Consider the following 15,837-nt stretch of genomic DNA (forward strand, 5'->3'; position numbering starts at 1 on the left):
GATTACGCTGTGTGCTGTTTAATTAATTCAATGAAGTGGTCGAATAGCGGCGCCGCATCTTCTGGACCTGGGCTTGCTTCTGGGTGACCTTGGAAGCTAAATGCTGGTTTATCTGTACGGTGGATACCTTGTAGAGAACCATCAAATAGAGACTTATGAGTCGCTCGTAATGTCTCTGGAAGCGTATCTTCGTCAGCAGCGAAGCCGTGGTTTTGTGAAGTAATCATCACAACATCACGATCTAAATCTTTAACCGGGTGGTTTGCACCGTGGTGGCCAAACTTCATCTTCACTGTCTTAGCGCCTGACGCAAGAGCAAGAATCTGGTGACCTAGACAGATACCGAAAATTGGCAAGCCTTTTTCTAGGAACACTTTTGTCGCTTCAATTGCGTAAGTACATGGTTCTGGGTCACCAGGACCATTTGAAAGAAATACACCGTCTGGATTCATTGCTAGTACTTCTTCAGCTGAAGTTTCAGCAGGAACAACCGTTAGGCGGCAGCCGCGGTCAACAAGCATTCGCAGGATATTTCGTTTTGCACCGAAGTCATAAGCAACAACGTGGTATGGCAATTCAGAGTCTGCTTTCGCTTCAGGAAGTCCACCCGTAAGCGTCCACGAACCTTGTTTCCATTGATACGCTTCTTTTGTTGTAACTTCTTTCGCAAGGTCCATACCTTTCAGGCCAGGGAATTCTTTTGCTTTAGCTAGCGCTAAAGCCTCATCAAGATTGTTACCCGCAACAATACAACCGTTTTGCGCGCCTTTCTCACGTAAGATACGCGTCAACTTACGAGTATCAATGTCTGCAATACCAATAACGTTTTGCGACTTTAGATAATCAGAAAGAGATTGTTCATTACGGAAGTTAGAAGCGATTAGAGGGAGATCGCGAATCACAAGGCCTTGAGCATGGATTGAAGAGGATTCTTCATCTTCGGAATTGGTTCCGGTATTGCCAATGTGAGGATAAGTAAGGGTAACGATTTGTTGAGAATAGGAAGGATCAGTGAGGATTTCTTGGTACCCCGTCATCGAGGTATTAAAAACGACTTCACCAACTGCAGAACCGACCGCGCCGATGGCTTCACCGTGAAATACTGTCCCATCTTCTAGGACAAGTAGTGCTGACTTCTTCAAGACAACCTCCAGAAATAAAAATGCATTAAAATTGATTTAATTTGCAAATCTACCTTCCTGCAACACCCATTAGTGCGTGTTTATGGAAATTAGACAAATTGGCGGTATTTTAGTGATCTGCGTGATATGTGTCAACATTTAACGAGAAAGAAATTAAACATTTGTCACGACTAATTCAATTTACCCAACCAAAGCTTCAAAAACCCAACTTTAGAGCTCAATTAATACGAACATTACGATTTTATAATTTTACCCTCTAATTTTCACTCATTATCGAGCGAGAAAAATAACATCCAAAAAACGCAATCGATAAATACAAAGGTAAAGATGGGGATTTAAAGGTTTTAACGAAAAATAACAACCAAACAAGCAAAACACACAACAAACATAAGCTAAATAAACAGGGGAAAGAGAATAAATTGAAGATTAAGAAAGGGGGACTATTAAGGTAAACACAGCGAATAAAGAAAGCGCCGGCACTTGCCAGCGCATAAATATCTATTTATAGGTCGTTTAAACCAAGGACATCTGTCATGGTATAAAAACCTGCGGGTTTGTCGTTTAACCAAACTGCCGCCTTGATTGCCCCATTAGCAAAAGTCATTCGGTCTGTTGCTTTATGAGTGATCTCGACTCGCTCACCGATATCAGCAAACATTGCAGTATGCTCACCGATGATATCGCCCGCACGAATTGTCGCAAAACCGATTTCATCTTTAGTTCGCTCACCAGTAATACCCTCACGAGACCAAACGGCAACATCGTTCAAGTTATTACCCATAGCCCCAGCTATCGCTTCGCCCATTCCAATCGCCGTACCAGATGGTGCATCGACTTTATGGCGGTGATGTGCTTCTACAATTTCCACATCACTATAATCACCCATCACTTTAGCCGCTTTCTCTAGTAGCTTAAATACTAGGTTCACCCCCACGCTGTAGTTTGGAGCCATAACAATGGAGATTTCTTTAGCAGCAGAATCAATGACTCGCTTCTCTTCGTCAGAAAAGCCTGTCGTACCAATAATTAACTTCTTGCCATGCTGTTTACACAATTCAATATTAGCCAAAGTACTTACTGGTGCAGTGAAATCAACAATGACATCAAAATCTGCTACGGCTTTAGATAGATCGTCAACAATAGCTATATTAAAATGCCCTTCTCCGCAGAGTTCACCAACATCAACACCAACCAATGATGACTCAGGACGTTCAGATCCAGATCCTACGTTCGCATTAGGATTTTGATGGGTAGCCTTAACTAAATTACGCCCCATGCGACCTGCTGCTCCTGCAATTGCAATTCTTACCACTGCATCTATCTCCATATTTGATTTAATGACTGTTAAAAGTAACAAGCATTTTTGTTTTTACGATTCAATTAAATTAACAACATTCGTAACTTGAGGCTAGTCATTAAGAGAACTCTTTTACAACTCTTTCCAAAATAGGTAAATTTGCTTCAGGGAACGAATACGAAGCTAAATCAAAAACCTTAACCCACTTTCCTTGCTGACCTTCTTTCCCATATGGCTCATTTTCAAACCCTGTCACCAAGATAAAATCAAACTTCAATGACTTTTCAGGATAATCAAATTCTAAATGTTCAAATAACGATTGAGCTGTGACAGATATACCAATCTCTTCATCAAGCTCACGACTCATTGCTTGCTCAATACTTTCACCAGCTTCAACTTTCCCTCCAGGAAACTCCCAAAAACCCCCTTTATGAAGGTTATCTGGACGTTTCGTAATAAACACTTCTGATTTATCAGAATTGAATATGATCCCTGCAACTATATGAATTCGTTTCATTACTCTCTCTACTTTAAGTAACTTGACTTAATTTTGGTTAAAAAAAGAGCCGCCTAAGCGACTCTTTCTATTTCATACCAATGAATACGGTTCTAATTAGTTAATTTGACCGTGACATTGCTTGAATTTTTTACCACTTCCACATGGACATGGTTCATTACGACCAACTTTACGCTCATCACGAACTACTGGTTGATGTGAACCGTCAGCAACTTCTTCACTGCTACCATCCGATAACTGATTTTGAGCTGAAGCATGTTGAGCTTGAGCACGGCGAGCCGCTTCTTCAGCCTGAGCTTGACGTTGAGCTTCCATTTTCTCAACTTCTTCTTGTTGCTGGACTCGAACTTTTGAAAGAATAGTCACCACATCTGTTTTCAGAGCATCTAATAAACCTTCAAATAACTCAAAAGATTCACGCTTATACTCTTGTTTTGGGTTCTTTTGAGCATAACCGCGCAGATGGATACCTTGACGCAAGTGATCCATCGCAGCCAAATGCTCTTTCCAAAGCCCATCTAACGTTTGTAGCATTACTGATTTTTCGAAGTTACGTAGAACTTGCTCACCAACAATTTGCTCTTTCTCTTTATACACTTCAACAGCAGTCGCTAGAATCTTTTCACGTAATGCTTCTTCATAAAGCTTATCGTCTTCATCTAACCAAGTTTGAATTGGGAAATCTAAATCAAAGTCATTCTTCAAACGCTCTTGCAGACCTTGAATATCCCACATATCTTCTAAAGATTGTGGCGGGATGTATTCATCAAGAATTGCTGTAAATACATCAAAACGATTCTGCTCGATCATGTCGCTGATATCATCAGCACTCATCAGCTCATCACGTAGCTCGTAAACCACTTTTCGTTGGTCATTGGCTACATCATCATATTCTAATAGCTGTTTACGAATATCGAAGTTACGCCCTTCAACTTTACGCTGTGCTTTTTCAATAGAACGCGAAAGCATGCGGCTTTCAATCGCTTCACCTTCATCCATACCACTCTGGATAAGTCCTGCCATACGATCTGAAGTAAAAATACGAAGTAGTGAATCTTCCATAGATAAGTAAAAACGTGAAGAACCTGCATCACCTTGACGCCCAGAACGACCACGTAGCTGGTTATCAATACGACGAGATTCATGACGCTCAGTACCAATGATATGCAAACCACCAGACTCTAATACTTTATCGTGTACAACTTTCCAGTCAGCTTTAATCTGCTCAATCTGTTCTTTAGTTGGGTTTTCTAACTTATCAACTTCAGACTGCCAGCTGCCACCTAACACGATATCGGTACCACGACCTGCCATGTTAGTTGCGATCGTTACAGCCCCTGGCGTACCAGCTTGTGCAACAATTTCAGCTTCCATTTCATGGAATTTCGCATTTAGTACGTTATGTTTAACTTTTGCTTTCTTAAGTGCATTAGAAAGTAGTTCTGACTTTTCAATCGAAACAGTACCAACTAAGCTTGGTTGACCTTTCTCAACACGTTCTTTGATATCTTCAATGATCGCATTGAACTTATCTTCTTCGGTACGATATACCACATCAGGCATATCATCACGTACCATTGGGCGGTTTGTAGGGATAACTACCGTTTCTAAACCGTAGATAGACTGAAATTCAAATGCTTCTGTATCTGCTGTACCTGTCATACCTGACAGTTTCTCGTAAAGACGGAAAAAGTTCTGGAAGGTAATAGATGCTAAAGTTTGGTTCTCATTCTGGATCTTCACGCCTTCTTTAGCTTCTACAGCTTGATGTAAGCCTTCAGACCAACGACGACCTGGCATTGTACGACCAGTGTGTTCATCAACGATAACCACTTCGCCTTCTTCAGTAACGATGTAATCGACGTCTTTTTCAAAAAGAACATGAGCACGTAAAGCGGCATTAACGTGATGCAATAAGCTAATATTAGCCGGTGAATACAATGTATCCCCTTCTTCCATTAAGCCATTTTTCACCATTAATTCTTCAACAAATTCTTGACCAGTTTCAGTCAGATGAACTTGCTTCGATTTTTCATCCATCGTGTAGTGACCATCGCCACGGTACTCTTCAGAATCTTCTTTATCTTGGCGTTCAAGATGAGGAATCAAAACATTGATGCGGGTGTAATGCTCAGAGCTATCTTCAGCAGGTCCTGAAATAATCAAAGGAGTACGAGCTTCATCGATTAAAATAGAATCGACTTCATCGACTACTGCAAAAAAGCGCTCACGCTGAACTCGGTCTTCCGCTCGGAAAGCCATATTGTCACGTAGGTAATCGAAACCAAATTCATTATTTGTTCCGTATAGAATATCAGCTAAATACGCTTCTTTCTTTTCCGGTGGCGGCATATTTGGCACATTGACGCCAACCGTCATACCTAAGAATTCAAATAATGGGCGGTTAGTTTCAGCATCACGTTTTGCTAGGTAGTCATTCACTGTAACAACATGAACACCTTTACTTGGCAAGGCATTCAAATAAGCAGGAAGAGTTGCAGTTAACGTTTTACCTTCACCAGTACGCATCTCTGCAATTTGACCAGCATTAAGTACCATGCCACCGACAAGCTGCATATCGAAATGACGCATGCCATATACACGTTTAGACGCTTCACGAACTGTTGCGAATGCTTCTGGAAGTAGCTGATCTAGGCTTTCACCTTTTTCAATACGAGCTCTAAATTCAACGGTTTTATTCTTCAACTCTTCATCAGATAGAGCTTCAAATGTTGGCTCGTAGTTATTAATTTCTTTTACGATTTTTTTCAGGCGGCGCAGTGTTCTATCATTGCGACTGCCAATTACCTTTGTCAGCAGCTTAGTAATCATGTGCTAGGAATCTCTTCGTTCTCAGACCGAGTACGATCTGGTTAAAATGCCGTTTGTCTCTACCAGTGGTTCACTAGTGACTAGTTTAGAATGGGATCTATAACTAATAACTGAGTCTTTCATTACAAACCAGGATACTGAGATAAATCTTGTATCTTTGATATTGGACTTGAGAGTAGAGTTTTCAAGGCTTGAGTTGAAATTATTGCCTCCTAGTGTAAGTAATTTTGTTACTGACAACCATTTTTGAATTCATTTGTTTGATGTGGTTTGAAGTTTTATTACAGATTGGTGAGGGATTAATCAAGTGTCCAGCAAAAAACACTTATTTAGCAGGCTATGGAGGGTAGAGCTCTGAAATTCAGATACAAAAAAGCCAAGCTACATAGCTTGGCTTTTTTAAAATTCTTTGGCTTACGCTAAAACCATATTGGGGTCTGCAAAAGCGACAGGTGAGCCAGCTTCTTCTTCAAATGTTGCCCACTCCCATGCTTCCTGATCAGCTAATACAGCTCTAAGAAGTTGGTTATTCAAGCCATGACCTGATTTATATGCTCTGAACTCACCGATAATAGCGTGCCCACACATATATAAATCACCAATAGCATCTAGAACTTTATGAGTGACAAATTCATTTTCGAAGCGAAGACCTTCTTCGTTCAAGATTCGGTATTCATCCAGAACAATTGCGTTATCAAAACTACCACCTAACACAAGATTTTGTGACTGTAGGTATTCAATATCACGCATAAAACCAAAGGTACGAGCTCGTGAAATCTCTTTAACAAAACCTTGAGATGAAAAATCAAATAACAAACGCTGTTCATCAGATTCTATCGCAGGGTGGTTAAAGTCAATTTCGAAATCCATACGGAAGCCATTAAATGGTACAAATTCAGCCCATTTATCGCCATCTTCAAAACGTACAGGTTTCTTAATTCGGATATAACGCTTGGCAGCGTTTAATGTTTCAACACCAGCTTGCTGTAGTAAATAAACAAATGGGCTTGCGCTACCATCCATAATAGGAATTTCAGGAGCATCAACTTCAACAATAATGTTATCAATACCCATTCCAGCTAGAGCTGCATTTAAGTGCTCTACTGTTGAAATACGTACACCATCATCATTTACCAAAGCAGTACACAACATAGTGTCACGGACTGAAGCTGGATCAGCTGGGAAATCTACTGGTGGATTTACATCAGTACGACGATAAACAACACCTGTATTTGCAGCTGCAGGGCGAAGAGTAAGCGTGACTTTACGACCAGAGTGGAGACCCACACCAGTTGTTTTCACGATTTCTTTCAGAGTACGTTGTCTGATCATCTGCTTGCCTCTTATCAGTGCTACAAAACACGGTCAGTAATCTACCGACCGCGAATTTTACCATTATTTTGAACACTGTCAAATTAACGGTTACTAGTTAGTCAGCCTGACGTCTCAAAAATGCAGGGATATCAAGATATCCACTTTCTTTTTCAGCTTTAGGTGCAGTATTTTGACTCGCACTTGCTGCTGAAGATGCCGATGACGCTGTAGGCTGTGGTTTCACCTGAGGTTTAACCTCAGTTCTTTCTTGCAATGGCTGTGCCACTTTATCTTCAACTTTAGGTGCTGATTGAACAGCGACTTGAGGTTGAGAGGTTGCTGCCACTTTTGCCTTACCACCAGCAACAAGCGTAATATCTGGTTTTTTCTCTGTTCCAATACCTGTTGCAACAACAGTTACTCGAATCTCATCCGTCATATCAGGATCAAGAGAAGTACCAATTACGACCGTAGCGTTATCAGATGCGAAAGCTTTGACTGTGTTACCCACAGTTTCAAACTCATCTAAACGCATATCTAAGCCAGCAGTGATGTTCACTAAAACACCTCGAGCACCAGCTAAGTCAATATCTTCTAGTAATGGGCTAGAAATTGCCGTTTCAGCGGCTTCCTCTGCACGATCTTCACCTTTAGAGATGCCGCTACCCATCATTGCATGACCCATTTCAGACATTACGGTGCGTACATCCGCAAAATCGACATTGATCATACCAGGGCGAGTAATCAGCTCTGCAATACCTTGTACAGCATTCTTTAGTACATCATTTGCACTAGCGAAAGCTTCTAGCAGTGTAACGCCACGGCCAAGTACCTTAAGCAGTTTTTCATTTGGAATCGTAATTAACGAGTCCACATGCTTAGATAACTCTTCAATACCTTGCTCAGCAAATGCTAAACGCTTTTTGCCTTCAAAGCTAAATGGCTTAGTCACAACAGCTACCGTTAAGATACCTAGATCTTTAGCAACTTCTGCAATTACAGGAGCTGCACCAGTTCCTGTACCGCCGCCCATTCCTGCTGCGATAAATACCATATCGGCACCAGTCAGGAATTCTTTAAGTCTTTCTTTGTCTTCGAGAGCTGCATCACGGCCAACTTGTGGGTTTGCACCAGCACCCAAACCTTTAGTGATATCACCACCAATTTGAATTACGCTGCTCACGCTTGTTTTTCGAAGTGCTTGAGCATCAGTGTTTACACTAATAAATTCAACGCCTTCAATAGACTCACGTACCATGTGCTCAACAGCATTACCGCCGCCACCACCAACTCCAACGACTTTAATTACCGCATCGTCAGACATTTCCATCATCGGTTCAAACATTTGTTATCTCCGTTTTTTCCTGCAACTCAGGTTAAAACTCTTTTTGTATCCAATTACGCAATTTACCAAATAAACCTGACATAGACGGTGAGCGTTTTGGTTCGCTATATTCACCATCATCATTTATTTGGCAATCTTTTGCATAATGAAGTAAACCAACTGCCGTAGAATGATACGGCTCTTTAACGTAATCAGTTAAGCCACTAACGTCTAATGGCTTACCAACTCTAACTTGGTTGCGGAAAACTCGCTCCGCACATTCTACCAACCCATCAATTTGCGCAGCTCCACCAGTGAGAACTACACCTGCTGCAAGGTGATGTTTAATTCCATCTTCTCGTAGCTTAACTTGTACAGTATCGATAGTTTGGTTAACTAAACCCATTAATTCAGTGTAACGTGGTTCTATGACTTCTGACAAAGTTTGTCTCTGCAAACTACGAGATGGTCTACCACCAACACTAGGGACGTTAACCGAATCGTCCTTACTGACTAACTCACTCAAAGCACAACCATGTTTAACTTTTATTTCTTCTGCATCACTCACTGGTGTGCCAAAAGCAAAAGCAATATCACTGGTTACGGCATTACCTGCGTAGGCAAATACCTCAGTGTGTCTTAATGCGCCGCCAGTCCAAATGGAAACATCCATGGTACCAGCGCCAATATCAACAACACATACTCCAAGCTCTCGTTCATCTTCTGTGATTACTGCATTGCTCGAAGCAAGACCTGAATACACGATATGTTCAACAGTAAGACCACATCTCTCAACTGCTTTAATAATATTTTTTGCCATATCATTATGACAAGATATCAAATGGACGCTGACTTCCATTCGAACACCCGATAAACCAAGAGGGTTTTTAATACCTTCCTGGTAATCGATAGTAAATTCTTGAGGGATGACATGCAGGATTCTCTGCTCATCCCCTATTTTAATCGACTTCGCGGTATGGATTGCTCTGTCCATATCGTCTTGGGATACTTCTTCGTCTGAAATAGTCCCCATGCCTTTTTCAATTCGGCTTGCGATGTGTTTACCTGATAATGAGATAAATACATTGCTGATTTGGCATTCTGCCATTAATTCAGCCTGATCGATTGCTCGCTGTACCGACTTAACTACGGATTCTAAGTCGTTCACACCGCCTTTATCCATACCTCTAGATGGGCTACTTCCCGATCCAATGATATTAATTTTACCATCAGGCAGTATTTCACCCACTAGAGCTGATATGGTTGCAGTGCCTATATCAAGACCAACGATTAAGTTGTCATCTACGGTCTTAGTCATCTGTATTCTCTTCTAACTCTTGCTCTGGGAACCAGCCAACGGCAGCTCCCGTATCATACCTGAGGTCTATGTAGCTCACTTTATCAGCTTTATCACCAAGCTTGGTATAAAGTGAAATGAAGCGCTCAACACGTTCATCTAAAGAATCTTTTCCTAGCTCTAAACGGATACCGTTATCTAGAATAATTTGCCAAGCTCGTCTTTCATTCAGGACTAAAGATGTAACGGTTAATCCCAAACTTTGAAATAAGGGTGTCGCATGTCGCCATTTTGCAATAACTTGTTGGCTTGTACCTTCAGGTCCATAGAGTTTGACTCTATCCCCTTGCAATACTCCAATATCGCCATAAAACACTAAGCCATTTTCGTTCAACAGCATGTTGCCATTCCAAATAGCTGTTGCTTGGTGCTCAGTTAAAAAAACTTTAACTGTATCAGGCCACTGTTTACGAATAGAAACGACCGATACCCAAGGAAGACTTTGTAAGCTGTCTTGTAATGCATCTATATCCTGGGACATAAATGTGCCGATATGATCAAGCTGACCAAATGCCTGCTGAACATCACTTGCACTTACATAGGTTAAATCGCCTTGGAGCACTATTTTGGAAAGGGGCAATCGCTGATCATCCCACATCCAACTTAGCGTGGTATAGAATAGAAAACCAATGAATAGTAAAACCATCAAGAAAAATGCCCCACCAAAGGCATGCTTTCTAAGCGATGGTAAACTGAATAGGTGGCGGTTTTCGTTGAAGGTACTTTCTACCAAAGCCCGCAGTCCCTGTCGTTGGTTCGCAATTCTATTCCCTATCTTTCTTTAATAGAGGTAAAAGCACTTACTTTAACCTATGAATTATACTGAGCTAGCTCAAACTATCAAATATTGATATTGATATTTTTTGACAAATTTGGGTCAATCGCAAGAAGTGAGCGATTGACCACGCTCTGTAGCGCCTACTTTATGCTTCTAACATCCTATTGATATTAAGCTCAAGGTTTTCTAGCTGTTTAGCGACTTTACCAACATCACCGGCACCTTGTGTTAAAACAAGATCGTCATCTTGAATTACATTTGCAAGCACTGAAGGAAGTGTGTGTATATCAGGGACGAAAATTGGATCTAATTTGCCACGACCTCTAATTGTGCGACTTAACGCACGCCCGTCAGCTCCTGCAATTGGAGATTCACCAGCAGAATAAACATCTAGAAGAATCAACACATCGACTTGTTCCAGTACGTTTGCAAAATCATCAAATAAATCACGCGTACGGCTATAACGGTGAGGCTGGAAGATCATCACTAGACGTTTATCTTGCCAACCGCTTCTTGCTGCTTGAATCGTAACATCAACTTCAGTCGGGTGATGACCATAATCATCAACCAACATTGCGACACCATTTCCTGTTTCAAATTCACCTAAGTGATCGAAACGTCGACCTGTGCCTTCAGTTCCAGCCATCGCTTTCAAAATAGCTTCATCACTGACATCGTCTTCTGTTGCTACAGCAATTGCCGCTGAAGCATTGAGTGCGTTATGTCGACCTGGAATATTTAATGTTATATCGAGATTCGCTTTTCCTTTGCGTACAACGGTAAATTTACCTTGTTGACCAGTTTGGCTGTAGTTTTCAAGACGAACATCAGCATCTTCTGAAAAGCCATAAGTGATCACTTGTCGGCTAATTTTAGGAATGAGCTCACGGACAACAGGATCATCAATACACACTATCGCTTGACCATAAAATGGCAAGTTATGTAGGAAGTCGATAAAGGTCTGCTTCAATGTTTCAAAGTCACCACCATAAGTATCCATATGATCAGCTTCAATGTTAGTAACAATACTGACCATAGGTTGCAGGTGTAAGAATGAAGCATCACTTTCATCAGCTTCAGCAATTAAAATACGACTAGACCCTAAACGAGCATTGGTTCCGACACTCTTTACCAAGCCACCATTAACGAATGTTGGGTCTAAACCAGCCTCTGAATAAATCTGTGTTACCAGTGCTGTTGTGGTTGTTTTACCATGAGTGCCAGCAACCGCAATACCATGTCGAAATCTCATTAACTCCGCTAGCATTTCAGCTCGTCGCACTATCGGAGTTCTAGCTTTACGTGCTGCTTTAATTTCTGGATTTTCTTCATTAATAGCAGTAGAAATCACAACAACACTCGCGTTAGCGACATTACTCTCTTGATGACCAATATATACAGTGGCGCCTTTATTCACTAAACGCTCCGTTACTGGGTTTTCAGCAATATCTGACCCCGTAATTTGGTAGCCTTCATTTAATAAAACTTCAGCTATTCCGCTCATACCCGCTCCACCAATACCAATAAAGTGGATTGATTTTACGCGGCGCATTTCAGGAACCATTGCACGTATCTGTGCTAAATCTTGAGTGTGTTCAATTGTCATCAATTCTTTCTCGTTATTTTGCTAAAGCTTTAATGGCTTCAGCGACAGTTACGTCAGCATCGAGCTTTGCAGCACTACGAGCTTTAGTCGCCATCATTTTTAATTCATTTCGGTCTAGTGTTGCAATTGCATTTGTTAAATTATCGACAGTTAAGTCAGGTTGCTCAATCATCAATGCAGCTCCACACTCTACAAGGTGGTCAGCATTCAGTGCTTGTTGGCGATCTTTATGCATAAATGGGATAAAAATAGCGCCTACACCAGCAGCCGAGACTTCAGATACGGTTAACGCACCTGAACGGCAAACTAACAGATCAGCCCACGCATAAGCTTGAGCAACATCATCAATAAACTCCGTAACTTGGACAGCATTAACAGAGTGTGAGCGATACGCATCTAACACATTTTCTTGATTATTCTTTCCAGCTTGGTGCATAACGGTAAAACCAGAACCCAGCTGTGACATGACTTTTGGTAAAGTATCGTTAAGAATTTTAGCGCCTTGGCTACCACCCATCACTAGAATTCGAACATCCCCTTCTCGATCATTCATACGTTCACTTGGATCTTCCAGTGCAACGACATCTTCACGAACAGGGTTGCCAACGACTTCGGTGTTAGGAAATGCCCCAGGAAATGCCTGAAATACTTTCTTTGCTATTTTAGATAACCATTGATTCGTTAAACCCGCAACGGCATTTTGCTCATGTAATACGACCGGAATACCAGACAACCAAGCCGCAATACCACCAGGGCCACTTACGTAACCTCCCATTCCTAATACAACATCTGGCTGCCATGCTTGAATGTGCTTTTTCGCTTGGATAATGGCATTTATTATTTGGAACGGTGCTTTAATTAGCTTTGAAACACCTTGACCACGCAACCCTTTGACTTTGATGAAGTCAATTTCAATACCGTGTTTAGGTACGAGATCGGCTTCCATTCTGTCAGCAGTTCCTAACCAACGGATCTCCCAACCTTGCGCCTGCAATTTTTTAGCCACGGCTAAGCCGGGGAACACATGCCCACCAGTACCACCAGCCATCACTAAGAGTTTTTTATTTTCTTTCATTTCATTCTTATTCTATTTGGTCGTCTGAATCATCATGTTTCAACCTTTCGAGTCGGCATTCATGATCAATACGCAATAACATCGATACAGCCGTCGTCATCACTATAAGGCTGGAACCACCATAACTAATCAATGGGAGTGTCAGACCTTTCGTAGGCACAAGCCCGGCGGCGGCACCAACGTTGACAAGAGTCTGGAAAGCAAACCAAATTCCAATACCAAAGGCTAAGTAACCCCCGAATTGTTGATTCGCTTCAAACGATCTTTTTCCAATAAATACAGCTTTTAAGACTAAGCTAAATATCAATATTAAAACTAAAGTCACTCCGACAAAGCCTAGCTCTTCAGCTAGCACAGCAAACACGAAATCGGTATGAGCTTCAGGTAGATATTCTAGCTTTTGAATTGAGTTACCTAAACCTTGCCCCATCCAGTCACCACGACCAAAAGCCATCAATGATTGTGTTAACTGATAGCCGCTACCAAAGGGGTCATTCCAAGGTTCCCAAAACGAAGTCACCCGTCGAATACGATAAGGCTCAAGAGCGATAAGCCCAACTACCGCCGCAATACCTGCGACCATTAAAGCAATGAACTGAGTCAGTTTCGCACCTGCTATGAATAACATTCCAAATAATGTCACAAGCATTACAACAACAGTCCCTAAATCAGGCTGTCCTAGTAACAAAACGGCAAGTGCACCAAAAACCATAATGGGCTTAGCGAAACCACCAAAAAATGTTGCTCTAACTTCATCTTGCTTACGTACTAAGTAGCCCGCCATAAAGATGAAGAGTGATAACTTCGCAACCTCGGCTGGCTGTAAATTAAATAAACCAAGCGGGATCCAGCGAGAGGCACCATTCACCGACTTACCAGCAGCCAACACTATAACCAAAAGTACAAAAGATAAGGCAAGCAAGTAATAGCTGTACTGCATCCAACGTTTCATTGGCACTTGCAAAATCACACTGGCGACACCAAGAGCTAGAACCAGAAAAGTGGCGTGCCGAAACATAAAGTGAAACGGCTGATCAGTTAAGCGCGAACTAATAGGAAATGAAGCCGATGTCACCATAACGAGCCCGGTGAGCATAAGCCCAAGTGCAATCCATACTAGCTGACGATCAAATAATGCATCTGGCGTAGCTCGATTAAGCCATTGCCATATATTTTGATTAATTTCTCGTACACTTCGCACTTAATCTTAATCCTTTACAAAGTTACGCAAATTCATGTGCAAGTTGGGTAAATACATCACCTCTTGCCATAAAGTTATTAAACTGATCAAAGCTCGCACATGCAGGGGAAAGCATCACCATATCTTCTGCTTTAAGTTTCTTAGATATGCTTTCAATCACATCTCTCATGCTGTCAAATTGGGTTGCAGATTGGTGCAGTGGCATAAATTCAGCCGCATCCTTACCAAAACAGCAAAGTTCAAGGGCATTTAATTGAGCTAAGACCGGAGCTAGTTCGCTAAAATCAGCACCTTTGCCTACTCCGCCTACCAGTAAATACAGTGTTCCTGAGCAATCTAATCCAGATAATGCAGCCAAAGTACTCGCGACATTGGTCGCCTTAGAGTCATTCACCCACTTTATACCACGCAGATCTACTACTACTTGACAGCGATGAGTCAGACCATTGTAATTTTTTAAAGCATTTATCGATTTAGAGTAATCAACTTGTATATTTTCCAGTAACGCTAACGCCACCAATGCATTAGAAATATTATGACGACCTACTAACGTTAAATCTTGGGACTTAACGACTGGCTTACCAAAATCAGCTAACCACTCTTCACCATCCAGATTGATCAAACCGAACTCTTGTTCATCGGAACCAAAGCTTACGATTGATAGTTCATCATCAGAGGCTTGAGGGTAAGTTTCTTTATCTTCTCGATTGACGATTGCGCACTGAGCATGGTCAAAAATTCTCAGCTTCGCTAGACGGTAATCATCCATACCCGAATAACGATCCATATGGTCTTCAGATAAATTGAGGAAAGCAGCGGCAGCAAGTTGTAAATTCGATGTGGTTTCTAACTGAAAACTAGAAAGCTCAAGTACATATAAATCAGCATCAAGTTCTAGTAGATCTAAAGCGGGAATACCAATATTGCCGCCCACACCAACCTTCAAACCAGCAGCTTTAGCAAGCACACCAGTTAAGTCTGTCACTGTACTTTTACCATTAGAGCCAGTAATCGCGACTACAGGTTTATCTACCGCCCAAGCAAATAGCTCGATATCACCAATAACAGCCACATCACGTTGGACGACAGTTTGAATTTCTGGAGTAGCAAGCGCAATCCCAGGGTTAACAACGACTAAATCGGCTTCAGCTAACCACTGTTCATTCCAACTTCCAGAATGTAATGGTACTGAATTAGGTAGAGCATCTAAACCGGGGGGTTGTTCACGAGTATCAATCACACGAACATTACATTGAGGTTGGTATTTTACGAGATGCTTAACGACGGAGAGCCCGGTAATACCGAGCCCTACAACCACTACATTATGAATATTCAGCCAACGATCCATTTGAACACGATGCTCTCTATTTAAAGTGAGCACCTGTTTTTAATAC

General features: G+C 41.6%; 12 protein-coding genes. All 12 read right to left on the minus strand.

What is annotated here, in order from left to right:
• Nucleotides 1-2 precede the first annotated feature (2 nt).
• Entirely contained in the window at nt 3-1,142 is a 1,140-nt protein-coding gene (gene carA, locus F0226_RS08435; protein ID WP_171735233.1) for a glutamine-hydrolyzing carbamoyl-phosphate synthase small subunit, read from the minus strand.
• Between the two features lie 502 nt (nt 1,143-1,644).
• Nucleotides 1,645-2,469, minus strand: coding sequence for a 4-hydroxy-tetrahydrodipicolinate reductase (dapB, locus tag F0226_RS08440; RefSeq protein ID WP_171735275.1), 825 nt, complete (start codon nt 2,467-2,469; stop codon nt 1,645-1,647).
• 88 nt (nt 2,470-2,557) lie between these two features.
• The gene (gene mutT / locus F0226_RS08445) at nt 2,558-2,956 is read right to left on the minus strand and encodes an 8-oxo-dGTP diphosphatase MutT (RefSeq protein ID WP_171735234.1); all 399 of its coding nucleotides are present in this window, start codon (nt 2,954-2,956) and stop codon (nt 2,558-2,560) included.
• Nucleotides 2,957-3,052: 96 nt separating this feature from the next.
• On the minus strand, nt 3,053-5,788 hold the full coding sequence (secA, locus tag F0226_RS08450; protein WP_171735235.1) for a preprotein translocase subunit SecA: 2,736 nt from the start codon (nt 5,786-5,788) through the stop codon (nt 3,053-3,055).
• 414 nt (nt 5,789-6,202) lie between these two features.
• Nucleotides 6,203-7,120 (minus strand): UDP-3-O-acyl-N-acetylglucosamine deacetylase, encoded by a 918-nt coding sequence (gene lpxC, locus F0226_RS08455; protein ID WP_137374502.1) that lies wholly within the window; start codon nt 7,118-7,120, stop codon nt 6,203-6,205.
• Nucleotides 7,121-7,217: 97 nt separating this feature from the next.
• Nucleotides 7,218-8,447, minus strand: coding sequence for a cell division protein FtsZ (gene ftsZ / locus F0226_RS08460; RefSeq protein WP_171735236.1), 1,230 nt, complete (start codon nt 8,445-8,447; stop codon nt 7,218-7,220).
• A 31-nt stretch (nt 8,448-8,478) separates the two neighbouring features.
• A complete protein-coding gene (gene ftsA, locus F0226_RS08465) occupies nt 8,479-9,744 on the minus strand; it encodes a cell division protein FtsA (protein ID WP_137374500.1) in 1,266 nt (421 codons plus the stop codon).
• The gene (locus F0226_RS08470) at nt 9,737-10,516 is read right to left on the minus strand and encodes a cell division protein FtsQ/DivIB (protein ID WP_171735237.1); all 780 of its coding nucleotides are present in this window, start codon (nt 10,514-10,516) and stop codon (nt 9,737-9,739) included. The genes ftsA and F0226_RS08470 overlap by 8 nt, the downstream gene beginning before the upstream one ends.
• A 190-nt stretch (nt 10,517-10,706) precedes the next feature.
• On the minus strand, nt 10,707-12,167 hold the full coding sequence (gene murC / locus F0226_RS08475) for a UDP-N-acetylmuramate--L-alanine ligase (RefSeq protein WP_171735238.1): 1,461 nt from the start codon (nt 12,165-12,167) through the stop codon (nt 10,707-10,709).
• Nucleotides 12,168-12,180: 13 nt separating this feature from the next.
• Nucleotides 12,181-13,242: an undecaprenyldiphospho-muramoylpentapeptide beta-N-acetylglucosaminyltransferase gene (gene murG / locus F0226_RS08480; RefSeq protein ID WP_171735239.1), complete on the minus strand. Its 1,062-nt coding sequence runs from the start codon at nt 13,240-13,242 to the stop codon at nt 12,181-12,183.
• Between the two features lie 7 nt (nt 13,243-13,249).
• Nucleotides 13,250-14,443 (minus strand): cell division protein FtsW, encoded by a 1,194-nt coding sequence (ftsW, locus tag F0226_RS08485; RefSeq protein WP_171735240.1) that lies wholly within the window; start codon nt 14,441-14,443, stop codon nt 13,250-13,252.
• Nucleotides 14,444-14,465: 22 nt separating this feature from the next.
• Complete coding sequence (gene murD, locus F0226_RS08490; RefSeq protein WP_171735241.1) at nt 14,466-15,791, minus strand: UDP-N-acetylmuramoyl-L-alanine--D-glutamate ligase; 1,326 nt, start codon at nt 15,789-15,791, stop codon at nt 14,466-14,468.
• Nucleotides 15,792-15,837: the final 46 nt, after the last annotated feature.

Source organism: Vibrio sp. 99-70-13A1, assembly GCF_013114625.1.
Classification (GTDB): Bacteria; Pseudomonadota; Gammaproteobacteria; order Enterobacterales; family Vibrionaceae; genus Vibrio.

Coding starts and splice junctions, on each gene's coding strand:
- dapB (WP_171735275.1), bottom strand. CDS start 2,469: ATGGAGATAGATGCAGTGGTAAGAATTGCAATTGCAGGAGCAGCAGGT.
- mutT (WP_171735234.1), bottom strand. CDS start 2,956: ATGAAACGAATTCATATAGTTGCAGGGATCATATTCAATTCTGATAAA.
- secA (WP_171735235.1), bottom strand. CDS start 5,788: ATGATTACTAAGCTGCTGACAAAGGTAATTGGCAGTCGCAATGATAGA.
- lpxC (WP_137374502.1), bottom strand. CDS start 7,120: ATGATCAGACAACGTACTCTGAAAGAAATCGTGAAAACAACTGGTGTG.
- ftsZ (WP_171735236.1), bottom strand. CDS start 8,447: ATGTTTGAACCGATGATGGAAATGTCTGACGATGCGGTAATTAAAGTC.
- ftsA (WP_137374500.1), bottom strand. CDS start 9,744: ATGACTAAGACCGTAGATGACAACTTAATCGTTGGTCTTGATATAGGC.
- murC (WP_171735238.1), bottom strand. CDS start 12,167: ATGACAATTGAACACACTCAAGATTTAGCACAGATACGTGCAATGGTT.
- murG (WP_171735239.1), bottom strand. CDS start 13,242: ATGAAAGAAAATAAAAAACTCTTAGTGATGGCTGGTGGTACTGGTGGG.
- murD (WP_171735241.1), bottom strand. CDS start 15,791: ATGGATCGTTGGCTGAATATTCATAATGTAGTGGTTGTAGGGCTCGGT.